The following is a 16,734-nucleotide window of genomic DNA, read 5'->3' as shown; positions in this document are numbered from 1 at the left end:
TCGGCTTTCACGATGCGAAGTGGATGGGGCGGGTGTCCGGGGGTGGCTGGGAAGGGGCGGGCGAAAGCTAGATGATGATGGCGATCTTGCCGCGCGCCCTGCCCGCCACCAGGTGTTCCATGGCCTCGGGCGCCTGCGCCAGCGGGAAGGACCTGTCGATGTGCGGGTTCACGGCGCCGGACTCCACGAACGTCGCCAGTTCCTGAAGGTCGGTGGCACGCTGTGCGGAACCCAGCATCGCCAGGCGCTGGCCAATGAACGGCGAAATCGCCACGGCCCGGAACTGCCTGCCCATGCCCAGCCACCTTCCGGTACCCTCGCCGCCCACGATCACCGCGGTGCCCCCGGGCGTCAGTGCGCGGCGCAACCGGCCCAGGCTCGGGTTCCCGGCAATGTCCACGATCAGGTCGTAGCGCCGGGTTCCGTCGGCAAAGTCCTCCCGGCTGTGGTCGATGGCGTGATCGGCACCCAGTTCAAGGACCAGGTCCTGCTTGGCGGGCCCCGCGACGCCCGTGACCTCGGCTCCCAGCGCCTTGGCCAGCTGCACGGCGTAGCTTCCGACCCCGCCCGAGGCCCCGGTGACCAGGACCCGCTGGCCCGCGGCAAGGCGCCCCATGCGCAGTGCCTGGAGTGCGGTCGCGCCCGACACCGGCATCACCGCCGCCCGGGCGAAGTCGAGGCTTGCGGGTTTCGGGGCCAGCCGGTCCTCCCTGGCCACCGCGTACTGGGCGAAGGTTCCCCTCCCGAAGCCGTAGACCGCATCGCCCACGGCAAAACGGGTAACGGCGGATCCGATCGCCGCCACGGTTCCGGCCAGGTCGAGGCCGGGCACCGGGTTGCGGGGCGCGCGGATGCCCAGTGCCAGGCGCACGAGCAGCGGCGTGCCCGTCATGACGTGCCAGGTGCCCCGGTCCAGGCCGGCGGCGTGCACCCGCACGAGGACCTCGTGGTCGCGGGGAAGCGGGACGGAGAGGCGTGCCTCGTGGAGCACCTCGGCATTCCCATAGCGTTCCTGCGCGATGGCACGCATCGACCCCTCGGGCCGCATGCCGGCAACCGTTTCGGGATCTCGTGCTGGATGTCGCTCGGCGCCGTTCATGGCGTTTCCTTCCGGTATGCAAGGCCTCGCCAGTCGATACCTTACTTAGTACGAGAGCTTAACTTACAAAGTACGAAAATGCGATAGGATCGGGCCATGAAATCCAGGGAAAAAGAGGATAAATTACCGGCGCGGATCCCGCTCAGCCGGGAACGGGTGCTCACCTGCGCCGTTTCGATTGCCGACCGGGACGGCATCGGGGCACTGACCATGCGCTCGCTGGCGGCGGCGCTGGAGGTGAAGCCCATGTCCCTCTACTACTACGTTGCGAACAAGGGCGAGATCCTGGACGCTATCGTCGACATGGTCTATGCGGAGATCGACGTCCCCTCGGCCGACGGGGACTGGGACGATGAAATGCGCCGCCGCGCGGCCTCGGTGCGCGACGCGCTGGGCCGCCACCCCTGGGCCATCGGGTTGCTGGAGTCGCGCACCGCGCCGGGTCCGGCGACGCTGCGCCACCACGATGCGACCCTTGGCGTCTTGCGCGGCGCCGGGTTCTCGGTGAAGGCCGCTGCCCATGCCTATGCCCTGCTGGACAGCTACACCTACGGTTTTGCCATGCAGGAGGCCGCGCTTCCCTTCAACGGCCCCGACACCGCCGCGAGCATTACCGATCCGATCGTGCAGTTGTTTGCCACCGGGCAGTATCCGCACCTGATGGAAATCGCCACGGAACACGTGCTGCAGCCGGGATACGACTTTGGCGACGAATTCGCGATCGGCCTCGAGTTGATTCTCGAATCCCTGTCGCGCTGGATCGGCCGGGACTAGGCTCCCCGGCCCGCCTCGCGGCCCGTGCTGCCCAGCAGCCGGGCCGCCAGGTCCTTCACGCGGGCGTGGATGTCATCGCGCACCAATTCCATGCGCTCCCGGCCCTCGATGCCGCGGGCGCTCGGTTCATCGGTTTCCCACGTTTCCACACGGACCCCGTCGAGTGCCGGAACCTTGGCCTCGGCGCCCAGGACCACCACCAGGCCGGCCTCGCGCATGTGCTCCTCGGTCAGCGCCTTTGACCGCTCGGCACTGATGTCGACGCCCAGGTCCGCCAGCACCTCCGCCGAAAGCGCATTGATTGCCGCCCCCGGCCTGGTGCCCGCCGAGCTGACGGTTACGTCGTTGCCGGCCTCCAGCCTCATGAGCCCGGCCGCCATCTGTGACTTGCCGCCGTTCTTGACGCAGACGAACAGGACCGCCGGATTCCTGGGTGTGCGTGCGCTCTCTTCCATGTTCATGCCTTCGGTGCGAGTGTTGCGGCCAGGGAGTCCAGGGCGCCGGGAACCAACGAGTAGTACGCCCAGACGCCGCGCTTCTCGCGGTTCAACAGCCCGGCCTCGACCATGATCTTCAGGTGGTGGGAGACGGTGGGCTGGCCCAGTCCCAAGGGCTCGGACAGGTCGCAGACGCAGGTCTCGGCCTCGGGAGACGAGGAGACAATCGACAGGATGCGCAGCCGGTTGGGGTCGGCGAGCGCCTTGAAACGCGCCGCGAGGGCCTCGGCCGCGGCGGCTTCGAGGGCTTCCTGCCCGTGGGCGGGAACGCAACAAGGGGAGTTCGTGTCGCCGGCGGAGACCAAGGCGGTTTCCTCGCGGGCATTGATGGCAACCGTTGTGGACATGTGGCATCCGTCGCTTTCTTTTCGACTCCGCAGCGGAGATTGACAATCGTCGATATAGGCAAGGATACTCAATATATCGACGTTCGTCGATATATTATTTCCGGAGAGGGACGGCCCCGAAGTCCACCTCCACGCCCGCCGACGCGGACCACATCACCGCCAAGCCGTCGACTCCCCAATGAAGGAGAACCCCATGAACGAGACCTACCCGGTGATTGTCATCGGCGCCGGACCCATCGGGCTGGCCGCCGCGGCACACCTGCTCGAACGCGGGCAGGAGGTCCGCGTGCTCGAGGCAGGGCGCGGCCCCGGTGCGGCCATCCGGCAGTGGGGGCACATCAGGCTCTTCTCCACCTGGCGCTGGAACATTGATGCGGCGTCCCGTCGGCTGCTGGAAACCCCCGTGGACGGCTACGCCGGGGATTGGCAAGCACCGCGCGAAACCCGGCTCCCCACCGGCGCGGAATTGGTTGAGGAATACCTCGAGCCGTTGGCGGCCCACCCGAGGATCGCGCCCACGATCAGTTATGGGCACCGCGTCACCGCCATCACCCGGATCCAGCCCGACGGTGGGGGGATTGACAAGGCGCGCACCCACGGCCGCGACGGCTCCCTCTTCCTGGTGCGCACCGCCACCGCATGGGGCCCCGAGGACCTGCTGGCCCGGGCCGTCATCGACGCCTCGGGAACCTGGGGGAACCCCAACCCCGTGGGCCGCTCCGGCATCGAGGCGAACGGCGAGGCCGAAGCCCGGGCAACGGGCTTCGTCACCTCCCCGCTTCCCGATCCGCTGGGGGCGGGCCGAGAGCATTTCGCCGGCAAGACCGTCCTGGTGCTGGGTTCCGGCCACTCCGCTGCCAACACATTGATCAGCCTGGGCCGGCTGCGCCAGCGGCACCCCGACACCCGAATCCTGTGGGGCCTGCGCGGGGTTGCCAACCCCATCCGCCTCTACGGCGGCGGGGCGGCGGACGAACTGCCCGCCCGCGGCCAGCTGGGCACTTCCCTGCGCCGCTTTGTCGAAAACGGCGACATCTCGATTCTTGAAAACGTTTCAATCTCCAGCCTTGGGCGCGGCGACAGACTCGAAGTCGGCCTCGCCGACGGACGGATGCTGGAGGTCGACCTGGTGGTGCCCTCCACAGGGTTCCGCCCCGAGCTTTCCATGCTTTCGGAACTTCGCCTGGATCTGGATGAAATCGTGGAGGCCCCGCGCAAGCTCGGCCCGCTCATCGATCCGGAGTTCCACAGCTGTGGCACGGTCTCCGCCCACGGGGAACGCATCCTGGCCCATCCCGAACCCGACTTCTACATTGCGGGCATGAAGAGCTACGGGCGTGCCCCGACCTTCCTCATGGCCACCGGATACGAGCAGGTGCGCTCGATCGCCGCCTCGCTGGCCGGGGACCGGGACGCCGCCGACAATCTCGAACTGCAGCTACCCGAAACCGGCGTCTGCTCCACCGACCTGGGCGGTTCCTGCGACTCCCCGGCGACCGGGGAACAGGCCGCCGGATGTACTGCGCCGACGCCCGAGGCCGAGGCGGAATCATGCTGCGGGCCGCAACCGGTGTCCATCGGATTCGCCACCGGAACGCTGCACGGCCACGCCGAACTGGTGGGCGACCAGGGCAAGTAGCCAGGGTTTCCGGAGCCGGCTTGCCGAGGTCCTGGTTCAATTTGCCTGCACCGAAGTCAATCGAGGTTTTCATCGGGCTGCCGACTTTCGGAGTCCAAACTGTCGGTGCGCTTTTCTAGACTGGGTTCATGGCAACGTCGTCATCGGGCCCGGGTTCCGGCAGCATCACAGATGCTGTTCGTACCGATGTGCTGCCGGATGAGCTGTCCTACGGTGCGTTGGTGGGCCGCGGCCTGGACATGGACGCGTTCCTTGCCGAGTACCTCGCCCTGACCGGGGTGGACGGGATCCGCACGGTGACACTGGCGCTGGGCCGGACCCCCATTGAGGTCGAGCCATTCGAGATGGTCGAGGGGATCGGCGCGCTGGAGTCCCTGAAATCCTGCGCCGGCGCCGTGCAGGCCGAAATCACCTGTGCCCACGTGGATGCCGTCACCTCGGACCGCGCCGAGCGCGGGGTGCGCCAGAAGCACCCGGAGTGGGGCATCGGTGCCGATGTAGCCATGGCGCGGCACGAGTCCCCGCGTTCCGGGGTTGAGTACGTGAACTTCTGCCGGCTGCTCGTCTCCGGGCTGCCCTTCACCCTGCAGGGACTGAAATACGGGGTGGTCAATGCGGCCGAGGCGCAGATCATCTACCGCGAAACGCGGCACCTGGACCCGGCGGCCAGGGGGAGATCGACGCCCGTCTGTTCACCGACGTGCACACCTGCTTCGGGCTTGGCGGGACGAAACTTGCCTCGATGGTCCGGCACTGGGCCCTGGCCTACGTGAGCGACAAAGAGACGGACCTGGCAGCCAAGGCGATGAAGGATCGCTACGTCAACATCTATCCGCTCGACGCGCACCGGATGAAGCTCGTCGGAATACTGCCCACCGAATACGGAGTGGCGATTGCCCAGGTCCTCGCCCGGGAAACCGGCCGCGCACAGGCCGCAGGCGACGGGCGCAACTGTGCCCAAGTCGCCGCCGACACCGTGCTGGAAGCGCTGACCGGCGTCAGCGATCCCGCCAGCTTTCCCGTGCAATTGGGCGTGGTGATGACCGACCGGACGCTATTCCAGGGGCATCCCGAACCGGCGTACTTGCAGGGCTACGGCATCATATCCGCCCAAAAGGCACGTGAGCTGTTCGCCGGGAATCCGGCCAACCCGCTCGATTCCTTGGTCCGCGCCTCTATACCGCTCCGGGCACCGGAGACCTGGTCGCCATGGACCAGAAGACCCGCCTGTTTTCCGGCGGGCTGAAACAGTTCATCAACGTGCGCGACCAGTTCTGCCGCACCCCGTACTGCGGCGGCCGGATCCAACACCTTGACCACGTCGTCCAATCCGCCCGCGGCGGGGCGACCCGGGCGGAGAATGCCAGTTCACGGTGCGCCTGGTGCAATGCGACCAAGGAGGCACCCGGTTGGGAGGAATCCCCGATCCCCGGGGACAGGCATACGCTGCGGGTCACCACCTCCAGCCGCCACGTCCACACCTCCACTGCACCGCGGATGCCCGGCACCGACTACTACCGGGTGCATCCGGTATCCGCGCCGCCACCCCGTCGGCGGCAGTAGGCGGCGTCAGGACTGTCGCATCGACTTTGGTCGCCGCGTTGGGCCAGCGTTCTGGGCATAACCGTTGACCGCTGGGTATTACCTAGTTGACGTGGTGTCTTTGGTATTTTCGTCGCCCTGGATAGTTCCTGCTTAATAGAACTCACCGCCTGCAAGTTCAGTTGGCGGACAGCGGGCGAGTTATGGTCGACTAGGTTCTGATCATTTGTTGTTAACCAGGAGGACTCCTTGCCGCACCAGGCTGAAAACCCGATGGCCGCCGTGCCCGTATTCCATGCCCTGCCAAAGCGGCGGATTGCGGCGGTTCTTGGCCTCGGCCTGGTGCTCACCGGCTGCGGCGCCGACTACCCGCTGGGCGAGGCACAACGCCAGGCGGCGGAGAACAACACCTCCAACCTCTCGGGCACCGTCACCGGCGGCGGCTCCAGCGCACAGAACTCCGCCATGAACGCCTGGATCGGCGGATTCGCCACGATGCACCCCAAGGTGCAGGTGCAATACGCCTCGGTGGGCTCCGGTGCGGGACGCGCGGGCCTGTTGGCCGGCGCCACCAACTTCGCCGGCTCCGACGCCTACCTGAAGGAATCGGAAGTGGCCCGCTCCCAGGAGATATGCGGGCCGGAAGGCGCCATCAACATCCCCACCTACATCTCGCCGATTTCCGTCGCGTTCAACCTGCCGGGCATCAAGGAACTGAACTTCGATGCCGCGACCATCGCGAAGATCTTCAGCGGCAAGATCACCTCGTGGCAGGACCCCGCCATCGAGGAACTGAACCCCGGCGTTTCCATCCCCGATGTCCCGCTGACGGCCGTCGCCCGCTCGGACGACTCGGGCACCACCGAGAACTTCACCGACTACCTGCACGCCGCCGCCCCCGATAACTGGACGCATGACCCCTCCGGCTCCTGGCCCGGCGGGCTGGGCAGCGAGCAGGCGCAGGGAAACTCCGGCGTCGTGACCACGGTGGCCCGCACCGAGGGTGCGGTGACCTACGCCGATGACTCGCTCGTTGACAAGACCCTGGGCAAGGGAAAACTGCGCGTGGGCGATTCCTTCGTGGCGGTCAGCGGCGAGTCGGCGGCAATTGCCGTCACCGCCTCGCACCGGGTCCCCGGCCGCGGCGCCAACGACATTGCCCTGGAACTTGACCGTGGCACCACCAAGCCCGGAGCCTACCCGCTGGTCCTGGTCTCCTACTTCATCGTCTGCAGCGGCTACACCGATCCGAACACGGTGGAGTTGGTCAAGGCCTTCGGCCACTACGTCGTCAGCGACGAGGGCCAGCAGGTCGCCGCCGATTCGGCCAAGAGCGCGCCGATGCCCAAGGAACTTGCCACCGAGGCAGCCGCGGCGATCGATTCGATCACGCTGCGCCGGTAAATCCCCCCGGCACCGGAACGAACGAAAACGGCCCATCCCCGATCGGGAGATGGGCCGTTCTCGCTGCCGCAGCGGCGGTGGGGTTGCCTAGGCGCTGGTGGCGTCCTGCACCTCGCCGACCAGTTCCTCGATGATGTCCTCCAGGAAGAGCACGCCGGTGGTGGCGCCCTCGGCGTCAAACACGCGGGCCACGTGGGATCCGCTGCGGCGCATGGCCGCCAGCGCATCCTCCAGCTCGCTTCCGCCGAAGACGGAGGCCAGGGTCCTGATGCGCTTGGCCGGGACCGCGGCGGCGAAGGCCTGCGGGGTGGTGAGGTCCATGACGTCCTTCAGGTGCAGGTAGCCGGACGGTTCGCCTTCCGGATTCACCAGGATGTAACGGGAATAGCCGTGCCTGGCCACCGTTCGCTGGATGTCGGCCGGGGAGGATTCCTGGGGAAGCAACACGATGGCCCCGATCGGCACCTCGACGTCGGAGACCTTCTTGGAGGTGAACTCGAACGCCTTGCCCAGGGTGCCGCTGGCGTCGGAGAGCACCCCGTCGCGCGTTGACTGCTCGACGATGCCCGCCACCTCGTCGAGGGTGAAGGCGCTGGTGGCCTCGTCCTTGGGCTCGACCTTGAAGAGCCGCAGCACGGAGTTCGCGATGCCGTTCAGCGTCCAGATCACCGGCTTGAAGATGCGGGCCACCAGCACCAGCGGGGGAGCCAGCAGCAGGGCGGCGCGCGTGGGCACCGAGAAGGAGATGTTCTTCGGGACCATCTCGCCGATGACCACGTGCAGGAAGGTGACCAGCAGCAGAGCGGTGATGAAGGCGATCACGCCGATGGCCTCGGCCGAGAGCGTGGTGAACCCCAGCGGGATTTCCAGCAGGTGGTGGATCGCCGGCTCGGAGACGTTCAGGATGACCAGCGAGCACACGGTGATGCCCAGCTGGCTGGTGGCAAGCATCAGCGTCGCGTGCTCCATGGCCCACAGCGTGGTCTTGGCCGCCTTGGAGCCGGCCTCCGCCTTGGGCTCGATCTGCGAGCGGCGGGCGGAGATCACGGCGAACTCGGCGCCGACGAAGAACGCGTTGATGACCAGCAGCACCACCAGCCAGATGATTCCGGGTAGGTACTCGCTCATCGACTCTGCTCCAGGGTGGTCTCGTCCGCGGCCGGGTTCCCGGGCGTCGGGTCGGGGGTGAATTTCAGGCGCTGGACGTGGGTGCCCACGACCCGTTCGACGCGCAGCGTGCCGCCGTCAAGCTGGACCTCGTCCCCGGGCTCCGGAATCCTGTCCAGCTCGTCGGCGACGAAGCCGGCCACGGTGTCGTAGTCCTCGCCGTCGGGCACGGAGATGCCGGTGCGGTCCAGCAGCTCGTCCGGGCGCAGCGACGCATCGAAGGTGACCGAGCGCCCGGTCGTCAGCACGCCGACACGGGCACGGTCGTGCTCGTCCTCGAGCTCGCCGACGAGTTCCTCCACGAGGTCCTCGAGGGTGACGATGCCGGCGGTTCCGCCGTGCTCGTCCGAGACGATGGCTACCTGCAGGCCGTGCTTGCGCAGGCGCCCCAGCAGCGAGTCGACGCCCATGGATTCGGGCACCATCAGCGGCGCGCTCATCAGTGCGGTGGCGGCCACGGTGCCGCGGGCCTCCAAGGGGATGGCGAACGCCTGCTTGAGGTGCACGACGCCCAGGATCTCGTCGCGGTCCCGCCCGATGACGGGGAAGCGGGAGAACCCGGTGAGCGTGGCGGTCTTGACGATGTCCTGCGCGCTGGCCGTCGCCTCGACGGCGATCATGCGCACGCGCGGGGTCATCACGTCGGCCGCGGTGTGGTCGGAGAAGCGCAGCGTGCGGTGCAGCAGCGTCGCGTGGTCGGTATCCAGCATGCCCTCCAGCGCGGAGCGGCGGACCAGGGAGCTGAGCTCCTCGGCTGTCCGCGCCCCGGAGAGCTCCTCCTTCGGCTCGATGCCGAAGGAGCGGATGATGGAGTTGGCGGTGTTGTTGAACAGCAGGATCACCGGCTTGAACACCGCGGTGAAGGCCGCCTGGAAGGGCACCACCACCTTGGCGGTGGCCAGCGGGAGTGCCAGGGCGAAGTTCTTGGGCACCAGTTCGCCGATCACCATGGAGAACACGGTGGCCAGGAAGATGCCGATGACGGCGCCAATGCCAGGGACCACGGACGAGGGGACGCCGGCGCCCAGCAGGGGGCCGCGCAGCAGCGAGCTGATCGCTGGCTCGAAGGTGTAACCGGTCAGCAGCGTGGTCAGGGTGATCCCGAGTTGGGCGCTGGAGAGATGTGTCGAGGTGATCTTCAGGGCCTTGATGGTGGTGCCCAGGCGCTTTTCGCCGCGCTCGGCGCGGGCCTCGAGTTCGTGCCGGTCGAGGTTGACCAAGGCGAATTCGGAGGCAACGAACAATCCGGTGCCAACCGTGAGGACCAGGCCGATGCCGATCATGATCCACTCATACATGGAGGCGCCCCTCTCCGGTGGTTGTCGGATTCAATCCGGCGCAGCGGCGGAGGGGCAAGGGCATGTGGGAAGGGGGGTCATCCATAGTACCTATAGACTCTAGCGGATCCGGGGGCGCCGGTTATTCGCCTCCGGGTCCGCCGCCCGAACCCCGTTTGCCTGCCTGGGCGGCCAGCTGCGCGCCATTGCGCCTTTGGCGCCCCGTTTCCCGAGCCCGGTCCGCGGAGAATCTTCCAAGGCAATTCACAGTTAAAGCAGCGCGGCGAAGCGTTCGGCGGCAGCAGTCGCCCCGGCCACGATGATCTCGTCGTCCTCGAGCAGCACGGTTTGGGTGGTGGTGTAGTCCCAGTCGCTGTCCTGCCGCTTCACGGCCACGACGGTGACATGGTGCCTGGCCCTGATCCCGGTGTCTCCCAGGGCCTTGCCCACCGCTTCCTTCGGCGGGCGGGTCTTGACCATCGCGAAACCGTCCTCGAATTCGACGTAGTCGAGCATGGCGCCGCGGACCAGGTGCGCCACGCGGCGCCCCATGTCTTGCTCGGGGCGGATCACGTGCTCCACGCCGAGCTGCTCGAGGATCTGGCCGTGGGCCGCACTGACCGCCTTGGCCCAGATCGTGGGCTTCTTGAAGCGCAGCAGGGCCGAGGTGGTTAGGATGCTGGCCTCCAGGTCGCTGCCGATGCCGACCACCGCCCGGTCGAAATCGTGCACCGAGAGCTGGCGCAGCACCTCCTCCTTGGTGGAGTCGGCGCGCACCACGTGGGTGAGCCGCCCGTTGAACGACTGGACGATGTCCTCGTCGTTGTCGATGCCCAGCACCTCGGTGCCGGCCGCGGCCAGCTCCAGGGCCAGGGCCCCGCCGAAGCGCCCGAGCCCGATGACAACCACCGAGTTGGCCTCGGCGATGCGTTCCATCGACTTGGGGGTGAACAGATGGTGCTTAGCCAATGAGTGGCCTCTCTTTCGGGAATTCGTACATCACGGGACGGGCGCGCAACGCGAGCGCGGAGGCCAGCGTCACCGGACCCAGGCGCCCGATGAACATCAGGAACACCAGCAGCAGCTGGCCCGCAGGGGGCAGGGAGGCGGTGATGCCGGTGGACAGGCCCACGGTGGCGAAGGCGGAGATCGTTTCAAAGAGCAGCCGGTCCAGGCCGAAGTCGGTCATCAGCATCAGCGCCATGGTGGAGCCGATGACCAGCGCCACGGCCAGCAGCACGATGGTGATCGCCTGGCGGTGGACCGAACGCGAGAGGCGCTTGCCGAAGATGTTCACCGCGGTGCCGCCCTGGACCTCGGTGACCAGGATGAAGAACAACACGGCGAACGTAGTGATCTTCAGGCCGCCCGCGGTGCCGGCCGGGCCGCCGCCAATGAACATCAGGATGTCGACGCCCAGCCAGGTGGCCGGATCCATCTGGCCGAAGTCCAGGGAGTTGAATCCGGCAGTGCGGGTCATGACAGACTGGAAGAACCCCGCCAGCAGCTTGTCAGCCGTGGACAGCACGCCCAGGGTCCTGGGGTTCGACCACTCGAGGGCGCAGATGAACACGGTGCCCGCGGCCAGCAGGACGGCCGTTCCAACGACAACCAGCTTGGTGTTCATGGTCCAGTGCAGCGGCCTGCGGTAGTGCCGCCCGAGCTCGAAGAGCACCGGGAACCCCAGGCCGCCGACGATGATGGCGGCGGCGATTGGCAGGCAGATCCACGGGTCGCCCACGAAACCCATCAGGCTGTCGCTGAAGAGTGCGAACCCGGCATTGTTGAATGCCGAGACGGAGTGGAAAACGCCCAGCTACAGGGAATGGCCCCACGGGTTGCCCAGCCCCGCGGCGAAGCGGACGGTCAGCGCCAGGGCCACGACCAGTTCGGTTGCCACGGTGATGCGCAGGACGCCCAGCAGCACCGAGCGCACGTCGCCGAAGCCCGTGCTCTTGGTTTCCGCCGCGGCCTGGATGCGCGACTTGAGCCCCAGCCGCCTGGCCATCAGCACCCCGAGCAGCGAGGCGAAGGACATAATGCCAAAGCCGCCGAGCTGGATCAGCACGAGGATCGCCACCTGCCCGAAGGGGGTCCAGTAGGTCGCGGTGTCGACGACCGCCAGACCGGTCACGCACACGGCGGAGGTGGCGGTGAACAGGGCCTCGAGGAATGCGGCGCCGCCGGTTCCGACCTTGGCGATCGGGAGCATCAGGACGGCGGTGCCCAGGGCAATCGCCGTTCCGAACCCGAGCGCGATGCCCTGGGCCGGATGCCGGGGGAGCAGTGCCCGGGCCAGGGCCCGGGACTTGCTGACGGTGAGGGGCATGGAACCCAGAATATGCGCTGCACGCCCGAATCCCCGGATCGGACCGCTGGTGCTCCCGAATCCGTGGCGTGCGGCCGCGGTGTTGCGGGGAATCCGGTGGCCGACACGCCCACGCGCGGCGACACGGCATTGCCATTCACTGTCGGGGATTGGGGTCATAGACTCGTGCCCATGAGCATCGACGTCGAGAACCTGTACCGCGACCTGCACGCCAACCCCGAACTTTCCTTCCAGGAACACCGCACGGCCGGGATTGTTGCCGGACACCTGCGTGAATTGGGACTGGACGTCCAGGAGGGCATCGGAGGCACCGGGGTGGTCGGGGTCCTGACGAACGGGCCCGGGCCCACGGTCATGCTGCGCGCGGACATGGACGGCTTGCCGGTCCTGGAGGCGACCGGCCTTGAATATGCCAGCACCGCCACGGGCAAAGACTCCGACGGACGTCCGGTACCCGTGATGCATGCCTGCGGCCACGACGTGCACGTCACCTGCCTGCTGGGTGCCGTGGAACGGCTGGCCGCCGAGCGCGGCTTGTGGTCGGGGACCCTAGTGGCGCTCTTCCAGCCGGCAGAGGAAGCCGGCGGCGGGGCCCAGGCGATGGTCGATGCCGGACTCTTCGACAAGGTGCCCGCGCCGGACGTGGTGCTCGGACAACATGTGGCGCCGTTCCCCGCCGGATGGCTCGGGCTGCGCCCCGGCGTTGCCATGGCCTCGGCCGATTCGCTGAACATCACCCTGCACGGATCCGGCGGGCACGGTTCGCGCCCCGAAACCACCGTGGACCCGGTGCTTTTGGCGGCCGCCGCCACCATGCGCCTGCAGGGCATCGTCTCGCGGGAAATTGCCGCCAGCGATCAGGCGGTGCTCACCGTCGGGCAGATCCATGCCGGCACCAAGAACAACATCATCGCTGCCCAGGCCACCCTGGGCCTGAGCGTGCGGACCTTTGACGAGAGTGTGCGCGCCAAGATGCTCAGTTCCATCGAACGGGTCGTGCGCGGGGAGGCCATGGCCTCGGGGTCACCCAGGGAACCGGTGATTACGCTGGAGGAACATTTCCCGCTGACCGTCAATGACCTCGATGCTTCCGCGCGGGTGACCGCGGCGCTCGTCGAGCGATTCGGTGCGGGGAAGGTCATTGACCCGGGTCCGGTGGCAGGCAGCGAGGATGTCGGTGTTCTCGCCACGGCGGCCGGCGTGCCCCTGGTGTACTGGCTGTTGGGCGGGGCGGACCCGGGCCTGTTCAAGAACTTCGATAGCACCGGCAGGATGCCCGAGGATATTCCGTCGAACCATTCGCCGCATTTTGCCCCGCTCATTCAGCCGACCCTCGACGTGGGCATCGAGGCCCTGGTGGCGGCAGCGCGGGTATGGCTTGCCGAGTGATCCTTGGCCCCGGCCCGGGATTCCCATGGTGCCGTGAGAGGAATCCGGCGAGGCCGGCCAAGTTCGCAGCAATACAGCGTATGGTGTGGCGGTAGGGGTACTTTCCCCTAACTTTTGGGATTGCCGAGCATTCCCAGCTAGGACGGCACAGAATGTCGAAGTCACCACGCAAGGCCGAGGCCAAGAAACCTTCCAAGTCCATCAAGGAGAAGCGCGCCGAAAAGCGCACGAAGTCGGCGGGCGAAACGATCCTTGATCCCGTACGCAAGGTCTCGAAATAACCGCCATGCGGCGTGGCTGATCGAATTGGCCACCTCGGGAACACGTGAAAATGCCTGTCCGTCGGAAGAACACTCTTCGACGGACAGGCATTTTCGTGCGCGGGTACGGCCCGCGGGGCGCTAGCGGATGCCGGCACCGCGGTAGACCCGGACCCAGGTGTCGGCCGTGACCCCAAGTGCCCGGCGCTGGCCGGCCACGTCCACCGTCAGCGTCACCCGCCATTCGGGGCTCGGCTGGAAGGCCTTGAGCAGCGGGCCATGCAGGGTCTGGTTGCCGTCACTGACCTCGATCACCCGGCGCAGGTGCTCCGGCCCAAGATCCTCGGCCCGGACCATGGTCTCGCGGCGGGGACCGGCCGGGCCGCGGGGAGCCTGGACGATCTTGCGGGCCTCGCGCATGGCCTCCGAACGCCGGGCAATGCGTTCGGCCCGCTGGGCCGTGGTGCCGCTCAGTGAGAGCGGGGCGGGGGAGAAGCTGGGGATGGCAGTGATGCGTGAGACCGCCTGCGGGGATTTCTTGGCGACCTTGGCCCAGAATTCCTCCGGGCCCTTGCCCATCAGGATGACCGCCCGGAGATTGGGAACCAGGCGCAGCAGCTTGCCCATGGGATCGACTCCGGCGTTCTGCTCGGCACCCGTCAGGCGCCCGGAGGCGCCCTCGGCCCGGTACCAAGGGTAGGCGTGCCACAGCACGACTTCCTTGGCGTCGATCCCGGCCTCTTCCAGCAACGTGGCCAGTGCCTCGGCGGCGGCATTGTCATCCTCGGCGCAGACGATGTCCTCCCCGGCCTCGGCCCGGTTGGCGAGCTCGGGAGCCGGCATCAGGCACAAGATGGTGGCGTCGGTGCCGCCATGAAGGGGCGCGAAGAACGGAAGGGTCCCGGTGCCTCCTGGCGCATCGGCGCGGAGGTCCTGGACCAGGGAGTTCAGGGGTGCCACGTGTTCGGCCCACAACCCCGATTCCTGCGAGTTCCTGAATTCGGGGTCGTTCATTTTGCGGGGCATGAAGGGTTCTCTCATGAATCTTTCGAGGGGGTCGAGCCATAAGCATGGCACGGGCGGGAGTCGATCCCATACCCCCGGTGGCCCGACGTAGCGGGCGTCACTGGATTGTTTGTGGCCAGCCCATGGATTCGTGGAAGCCGGGATGCCGGCCGGCGGAGCAGCCGGGGAACGTCATGAGCCCTGCTTGCCTTCCCGTAGGCGATCGGCAATTCCTGCCCAGACTCGCTTCTGCTCCACCCTGTCAACGGTCCGCTTGGCACCCAGGGGATGAAGCGAACGCACGATGTGCAAGTCGGGGAATGCGGACTCCAGGTCCGGCAACACGGCGTCGGCGGCGTCCTGGGCCTTTCGTCCCAGGAGCAGCAGCATCTTCAGGTCCGTCATCAGGGCCATGACCTCCAGGAGCGCCCTTCCGCCTTCGAGCGACTGCTCCGGTGTCAGATCCCGCTTGGGGTCGATGCGCGGCCACGGATATCCGTTCCAGGGGCAGAAGTCCGCCGGGTCGATGCCGAACTCCGTCATCAGGTGGCGCTGGCGCTCCGCTGCCCGGTCCGGGTTCCTGACGCACAAGTACGTGGGCTCGTCGCTCGGCTCGCCCGCGTCGTTCAGGACGATCAGGGCAGGGGCATGGATCCCGCCGTGCCAGGGTGCGGCCAGCGGGAGCCGGACTCCGCCGGCATCGCCCAGACGTCCGATCAACTCGTTGAGCGGAGCCACGTGGGAGGCTCCGAGACCTGCGGCCTGCTCGTCCCAAAACGGGTCCCCGGGCCGGGCGCGTTTCCAGTTGTCTGCCAGTGCCATCGATTTCCCTGCCTCGCCATGTTTCCCCGGGAATTGAACGGTCCCGGAAGGACACAGAATATCTCACGTCGGTGCCTCGCCGAACGGTGCGGGCACGGCGATCATCCCCTTTGTCAGCGGAAATTGCGGGCGCATGTTTCCGCAGGTCCGGGCCGTGGTTGATGTGCAATCGGACACGGGTTCAGGGAATTGTGGTGACATGTCCGATCCGGCCAAAACTTTCTGGCATAATAGACAGGTACTCGATTTGATGTGGCCCCTCTCTCCGCGTTGAATCCTGTCCTTTTGAAGATCTGCGGTATGGCCCGCCCCACGGGTGCAGAAACAGGACTTCGCACATGTTGAGAAAACAGGAGTGACCACTACCGTGGCCGTTAAAATTCGTCTGAAGCGTTTCGGCAAGATCCGCGCCCCTTACTACCGTATCGTCGTCATGGATGCGCGCTCCAAGCGCGATGGCCGTGCGATTGAAGAAATCGGCAAGTACCACCCGACCGAAGAGCCTTCGTTCATCGAGGTCAAGTCCGACCGCGCGCAGTACTGGCTCTCCGTCGGCGCCCAGCCGACCGAGCAGGTTGCCGCGATCTTGAAGATCACCGGTGACTGGCAGAAGTTCAAGGGCATCGAAGGCCAGGAAGGCACCTTGCGCGTCAAGGAAGCCAAGCCGGCATTCGTTGTTCCGGAGAAGGGTTCGGTCATCCTGCCCGAGGCCATCACCAAGAAGGCCGAGAAGCCGGCTGCCGAGGCCGAGGTCGAGGCAGAAGCAACCGAGGCTGAGTAGCCAGTGCTCGTTGATGCGCTGGATCACCTGGTACGTGGCATCGTAGACACCCCTGAAGACGTGCAGGTTGCGTTGAAGGGGAATCGTCGCGGTGGCATCCTTGAGGTGCGAGTGCACCCCGAGGATCTCGGTCGGGTCATTGGCCGTCAGGGTCGCACCGCCAAGGCGTTGCGCACCGTGATTGCCGCACTGGCGGAGGAACCGATTCGTGTTGACGTAGTTGACACGGACCGTCGTCGGTAGCCAGCCTCACCACACATTTTTTGTGTAGCTTTGGTCCCACGATCCATGACGGATCGCGGGACCAAAGTGCTTTAAGGCTCGGCGCGCCATGCGGCCACCAACGGCGCCGGGCCTGCAACCACCAAGTCGCACGTAAGATTGAAGCTAGAAAAGTGCCCA

At 66.9% G+C, this 16,734-nt stretch carries 18 protein-coding genes and 1 pseudogene; 10 read left to right on the top strand and 9 right to left on the bottom strand.

Annotated features, from left to right (window positions below):
* Nucleotides 1-67: 67 nt before the first annotated feature.
* Complete coding sequence (locus KRR55_RS06505) at nt 68-1,099, bottom strand: NAD(P)-dependent alcohol dehydrogenase (protein WP_254455860.1); 1,032 nt, start codon at nt 1,097-1,099, stop codon at nt 68-70.
* Between the two features lie 96 nt (nt 1,100-1,195).
* On the opposite strand from KRR55_RS06505, the gene KRR55_RS06500 reads away from it, so the two are divergent.
* On the top strand, nt 1,196-1,873 hold the full coding sequence (locus KRR55_RS06500; protein WP_217388222.1) for a TetR/AcrR family transcriptional regulator: 678 nt from the start codon (nt 1,196-1,198) through the stop codon (nt 1,871-1,873).
* Here the strand turns inward: KRR55_RS06500 and KRR55_RS06495 are convergent.
* Nucleotides 1,870-2,328, bottom strand: a complete 459-nt coding sequence (locus tag KRR55_RS06495; RefSeq protein WP_217388221.1) for an arsenate-mycothiol transferase ArsC — start codon at nt 2,326-2,328, stop codon at nt 1,870-1,872. The genes KRR55_RS06500 and KRR55_RS06495 overlap by 4 nt on opposite strands.
* A gap of 2 nt (nt 2,329-2,330) precedes the next feature.
* Entirely contained in the window at nt 2,331-2,717 is a 387-nt protein-coding gene (locus tag KRR55_RS06490; RefSeq protein ID WP_217388220.1) for an ArsR/SmtB family transcription factor, read from the bottom strand.
* Between the two features lie 193 nt (nt 2,718-2,910).
* Here KRR55_RS06490 and KRR55_RS06485 point away from each other — a divergent pair, with 193 nt between their 5' ends.
* From KRR55_RS06485 to pstS, 5 genes are all read left to right on the top strand, one after another.
* On the top strand, nt 2,911-4,356 hold the full coding sequence (locus KRR55_RS06485) for an FAD-dependent oxidoreductase (RefSeq protein ID WP_217388219.1): 1,446 nt from the start codon (nt 2,911-2,913) through the stop codon (nt 4,354-4,356).
* A 128-nt stretch (nt 4,357-4,484) separates the two neighbouring features.
* A complete protein-coding gene (locus KRR55_RS06480) occupies nt 4,485-5,129 on the top strand; it encodes a hypothetical protein (RefSeq protein ID WP_217388218.1) in 645 nt (214 codons plus the stop codon).
* Entirely contained in the window at nt 5,126-5,602 is a 477-nt protein-coding gene (locus tag KRR55_RS06475; protein ID WP_217388217.1) for a hypothetical protein, read from the top strand. Before KRR55_RS06480 ends, KRR55_RS06475 begins: the two co-directional genes overlap by 4 nt.
* A complete protein-coding gene (locus KRR55_RS06470) occupies nt 5,566-5,919 on the top strand; it encodes a hypothetical protein (protein WP_217388216.1) in 354 nt (117 codons plus the stop codon). The genes KRR55_RS06475 and KRR55_RS06470 overlap by 37 nt, the downstream gene beginning before the upstream one ends.
* 252 nt (nt 5,920-6,171) lie before the next feature.
* The gene (pstS, locus tag KRR55_RS06465; protein ID WP_217388305.1) at nt 6,172-7,302 is read left to right on the top strand and encodes a phosphate ABC transporter substrate-binding protein PstS; all 1,131 of its coding nucleotides are present in this window, start codon (nt 6,172-6,174) and stop codon (nt 7,300-7,302) included.
* Between the two features lie 87 nt (nt 7,303-7,389).
* Here pstS and KRR55_RS06460 read toward each other — a convergent pair whose 3' ends face one another.
* The 4 genes and pseudogenes from KRR55_RS06460 to KRR55_RS06445 all read right to left on the bottom strand — a co-directional run bounded on the left by KRR55_RS06460 (nt 7,390) and on the right by KRR55_RS06445 (nt 11,958).
* A complete protein-coding gene (locus KRR55_RS06460) occupies nt 7,390-8,430 on the bottom strand; it encodes a hemolysin family protein (protein ID WP_217388215.1) in 1,041 nt (346 codons plus the stop codon).
* Nucleotides 8,427-9,767 (bottom strand): hemolysin family protein, encoded by a 1,341-nt coding sequence (locus KRR55_RS06455; protein WP_217388214.1) that lies wholly within the window; start codon nt 9,765-9,767, stop codon nt 8,427-8,429. Before KRR55_RS06455 ends, KRR55_RS06460 begins: the two co-directional genes overlap by 4 nt.
* A 249-nt stretch (nt 9,768-10,016) precedes the next feature.
* Nucleotides 10,017-10,682, bottom strand: a complete 666-nt coding sequence (locus KRR55_RS06450) for a potassium channel family protein (RefSeq protein ID WP_217388304.1) — start codon at nt 10,680-10,682, stop codon at nt 10,017-10,019.
* A 25-nt stretch (nt 10,683-10,707) separates the two neighbouring features.
* Nucleotides 10,708-11,958 (bottom strand): annotated as a pseudogene (locus tag KRR55_RS06445) (TrkH family potassium uptake protein).
* A 288-nt stretch (nt 11,959-12,246) separates the two neighbouring features.
* On the opposite strand from KRR55_RS06445, the gene KRR55_RS06440 reads away from it, so the two are divergent.
* Nucleotides 12,247-13,464, top strand: coding sequence for an amidohydrolase (locus KRR55_RS06440; RefSeq protein ID WP_217388213.1), 1,218 nt, complete (start codon nt 12,247-12,249; stop codon nt 13,462-13,464).
* Between the two features lie 152 nt (nt 13,465-13,616).
* Nucleotides 13,617-13,745, top strand: coding sequence for a hypothetical protein (locus KRR55_RS20480; protein ID WP_256449130.1), 129 nt, complete (start codon nt 13,617-13,619; stop codon nt 13,743-13,745).
* A gap of 120 nt (nt 13,746-13,865) precedes the next feature.
* Here the strand turns inward: KRR55_RS20480 and KRR55_RS06435 are convergent, their stop codons facing one another.
* Nucleotides 13,866-14,750 (bottom strand): uracil-DNA glycosylase family protein, encoded by an 885-nt coding sequence (locus tag KRR55_RS06435; RefSeq protein WP_217388212.1) that lies wholly within the window; start codon nt 14,748-14,750, stop codon nt 13,866-13,868.
* 171 nt (nt 14,751-14,921) lie between these two features.
* Nucleotides 14,922-15,551 carry a uracil-DNA glycosylase family protein gene (locus KRR55_RS06430; RefSeq protein WP_217388211.1) on the bottom strand — a complete coding sequence of 210 codons (630 nt, stop codon included), beginning with the start codon at nt 15,549-15,551 and terminating at the stop codon, nt 14,922-14,924.
* Nucleotides 15,552-15,918: 367 nt separating this feature from the next.
* On the opposite strand from KRR55_RS06430, the gene rpsP reads away from it, so the two are divergent.
* Nucleotides 15,919-16,332 (top strand): 30S ribosomal protein S16, encoded by a 414-nt coding sequence (rpsP, locus tag KRR55_RS06425; protein ID WP_217388303.1) that lies wholly within the window; start codon nt 15,919-15,921, stop codon nt 16,330-16,332.
* A 3-nt stretch (nt 16,333-16,335) separates the two neighbouring features.
* Nucleotides 16,336-16,575, top strand: a complete 240-nt coding sequence (locus tag KRR55_RS06420) for an RNA-binding protein (RefSeq protein ID WP_217388210.1) — start codon at nt 16,336-16,338, stop codon at nt 16,573-16,575.
* The last annotated feature ends 159 nt before the right edge of the window (nt 16,576-16,734 follow it).

Origin of the sequence: Paeniglutamicibacter quisquiliarum (assembly GCF_019084045.1) — a bacterium.
Taxonomy (GTDB): domain Bacteria; phylum Actinomycetota; class Actinomycetes; order Actinomycetales; family Micrococcaceae; genus Paeniglutamicibacter; species Paeniglutamicibacter quisquiliarum.
This window is presented reverse-complemented; position numbering and strand designations above follow the sequence as displayed.

Bases quoted from the DNA above. Each gene is read 5' to 3' on its own strand.
- KRR55_RS06450 (WP_217388304.1), bottom strand. From the start codon at position 10,682: ATGGAACGCATCGCCGAGGCCAACTCGGTGGTTGTCATCGGGCTCGGG.
- KRR55_RS20480 (WP_256449130.1), top strand. From the start codon at position 13,617: ATGTCGAAGTCACCACGCAAGGCCGAGGCCAAGAAACCTTCCAAGTCC.
- KRR55_RS06495 (WP_217388221.1), bottom strand. From the start codon at position 2,328: ATGGAAGAGAGCGCACGCACACCCAGGAATCCGGCGGTCCTGTTCGTC.
- KRR55_RS06435 (WP_217388212.1), bottom strand. From the start codon at position 14,750: ATGCCCCGCAAAATGAACGACCCCGAATTCAGGAACTCGCAGGAATCG.
- KRR55_RS06485 (WP_217388219.1), top strand. From the start codon at position 2,911: ATGAACGAGACCTACCCGGTGATTGTCATCGGCGCCGGACCCATCGGG.
- KRR55_RS06480 (WP_217388218.1), top strand. From the start codon at position 4,485: ATGGCAACGTCGTCATCGGGCCCGGGTTCCGGCAGCATCACAGATGCT.
- KRR55_RS06505 (WP_254455860.1), bottom strand. From the start codon at position 1,099: ATGAACGGCGCCGAGCGACATCCAGCACGAGATCCCGAAACGGTTGCC.
- KRR55_RS06430 (WP_217388211.1), bottom strand. From the start codon at position 15,551: ATGGCACTGGCAGACAACTGGAAACGCGCCCGGCCCGGGGACCCGTTT.
- pstS (WP_217388305.1), top strand. From the start codon at position 6,172: ATGGCCGCCGTGCCCGTATTCCATGCCCTGCCAAAGCGGCGGATTGCG.
- KRR55_RS06440 (WP_217388213.1), top strand. From the start codon at position 12,247: ATGAGCATCGACGTCGAGAACCTGTACCGCGACCTGCACGCCAACCCC.
- KRR55_RS06500 (WP_217388222.1), top strand. From the start codon at position 1,196: ATGAAATCCAGGGAAAAAGAGGATAAATTACCGGCGCGGATCCCGCTC.
- KRR55_RS06490 (WP_217388220.1), bottom strand. From the start codon at position 2,717: ATGTCCACAACGGTTGCCATCAATGCCCGCGAGGAAACCGCCTTGGTC.
- KRR55_RS06460 (WP_217388215.1), bottom strand. From the start codon at position 8,430: ATGAGCGAGTACCTACCCGGAATCATCTGGCTGGTGGTGCTGCTGGTC.
- KRR55_RS06470 (WP_217388216.1), top strand. From the start codon at position 5,566: ATGGACCAGAAGACCCGCCTGTTTTCCGGCGGGCTGAAACAGTTCATC.
- KRR55_RS06455 (WP_217388214.1), bottom strand. From the start codon at position 9,767: ATGTATGAGTGGATCATGATCGGCATCGGCCTGGTCCTCACGGTTGGC.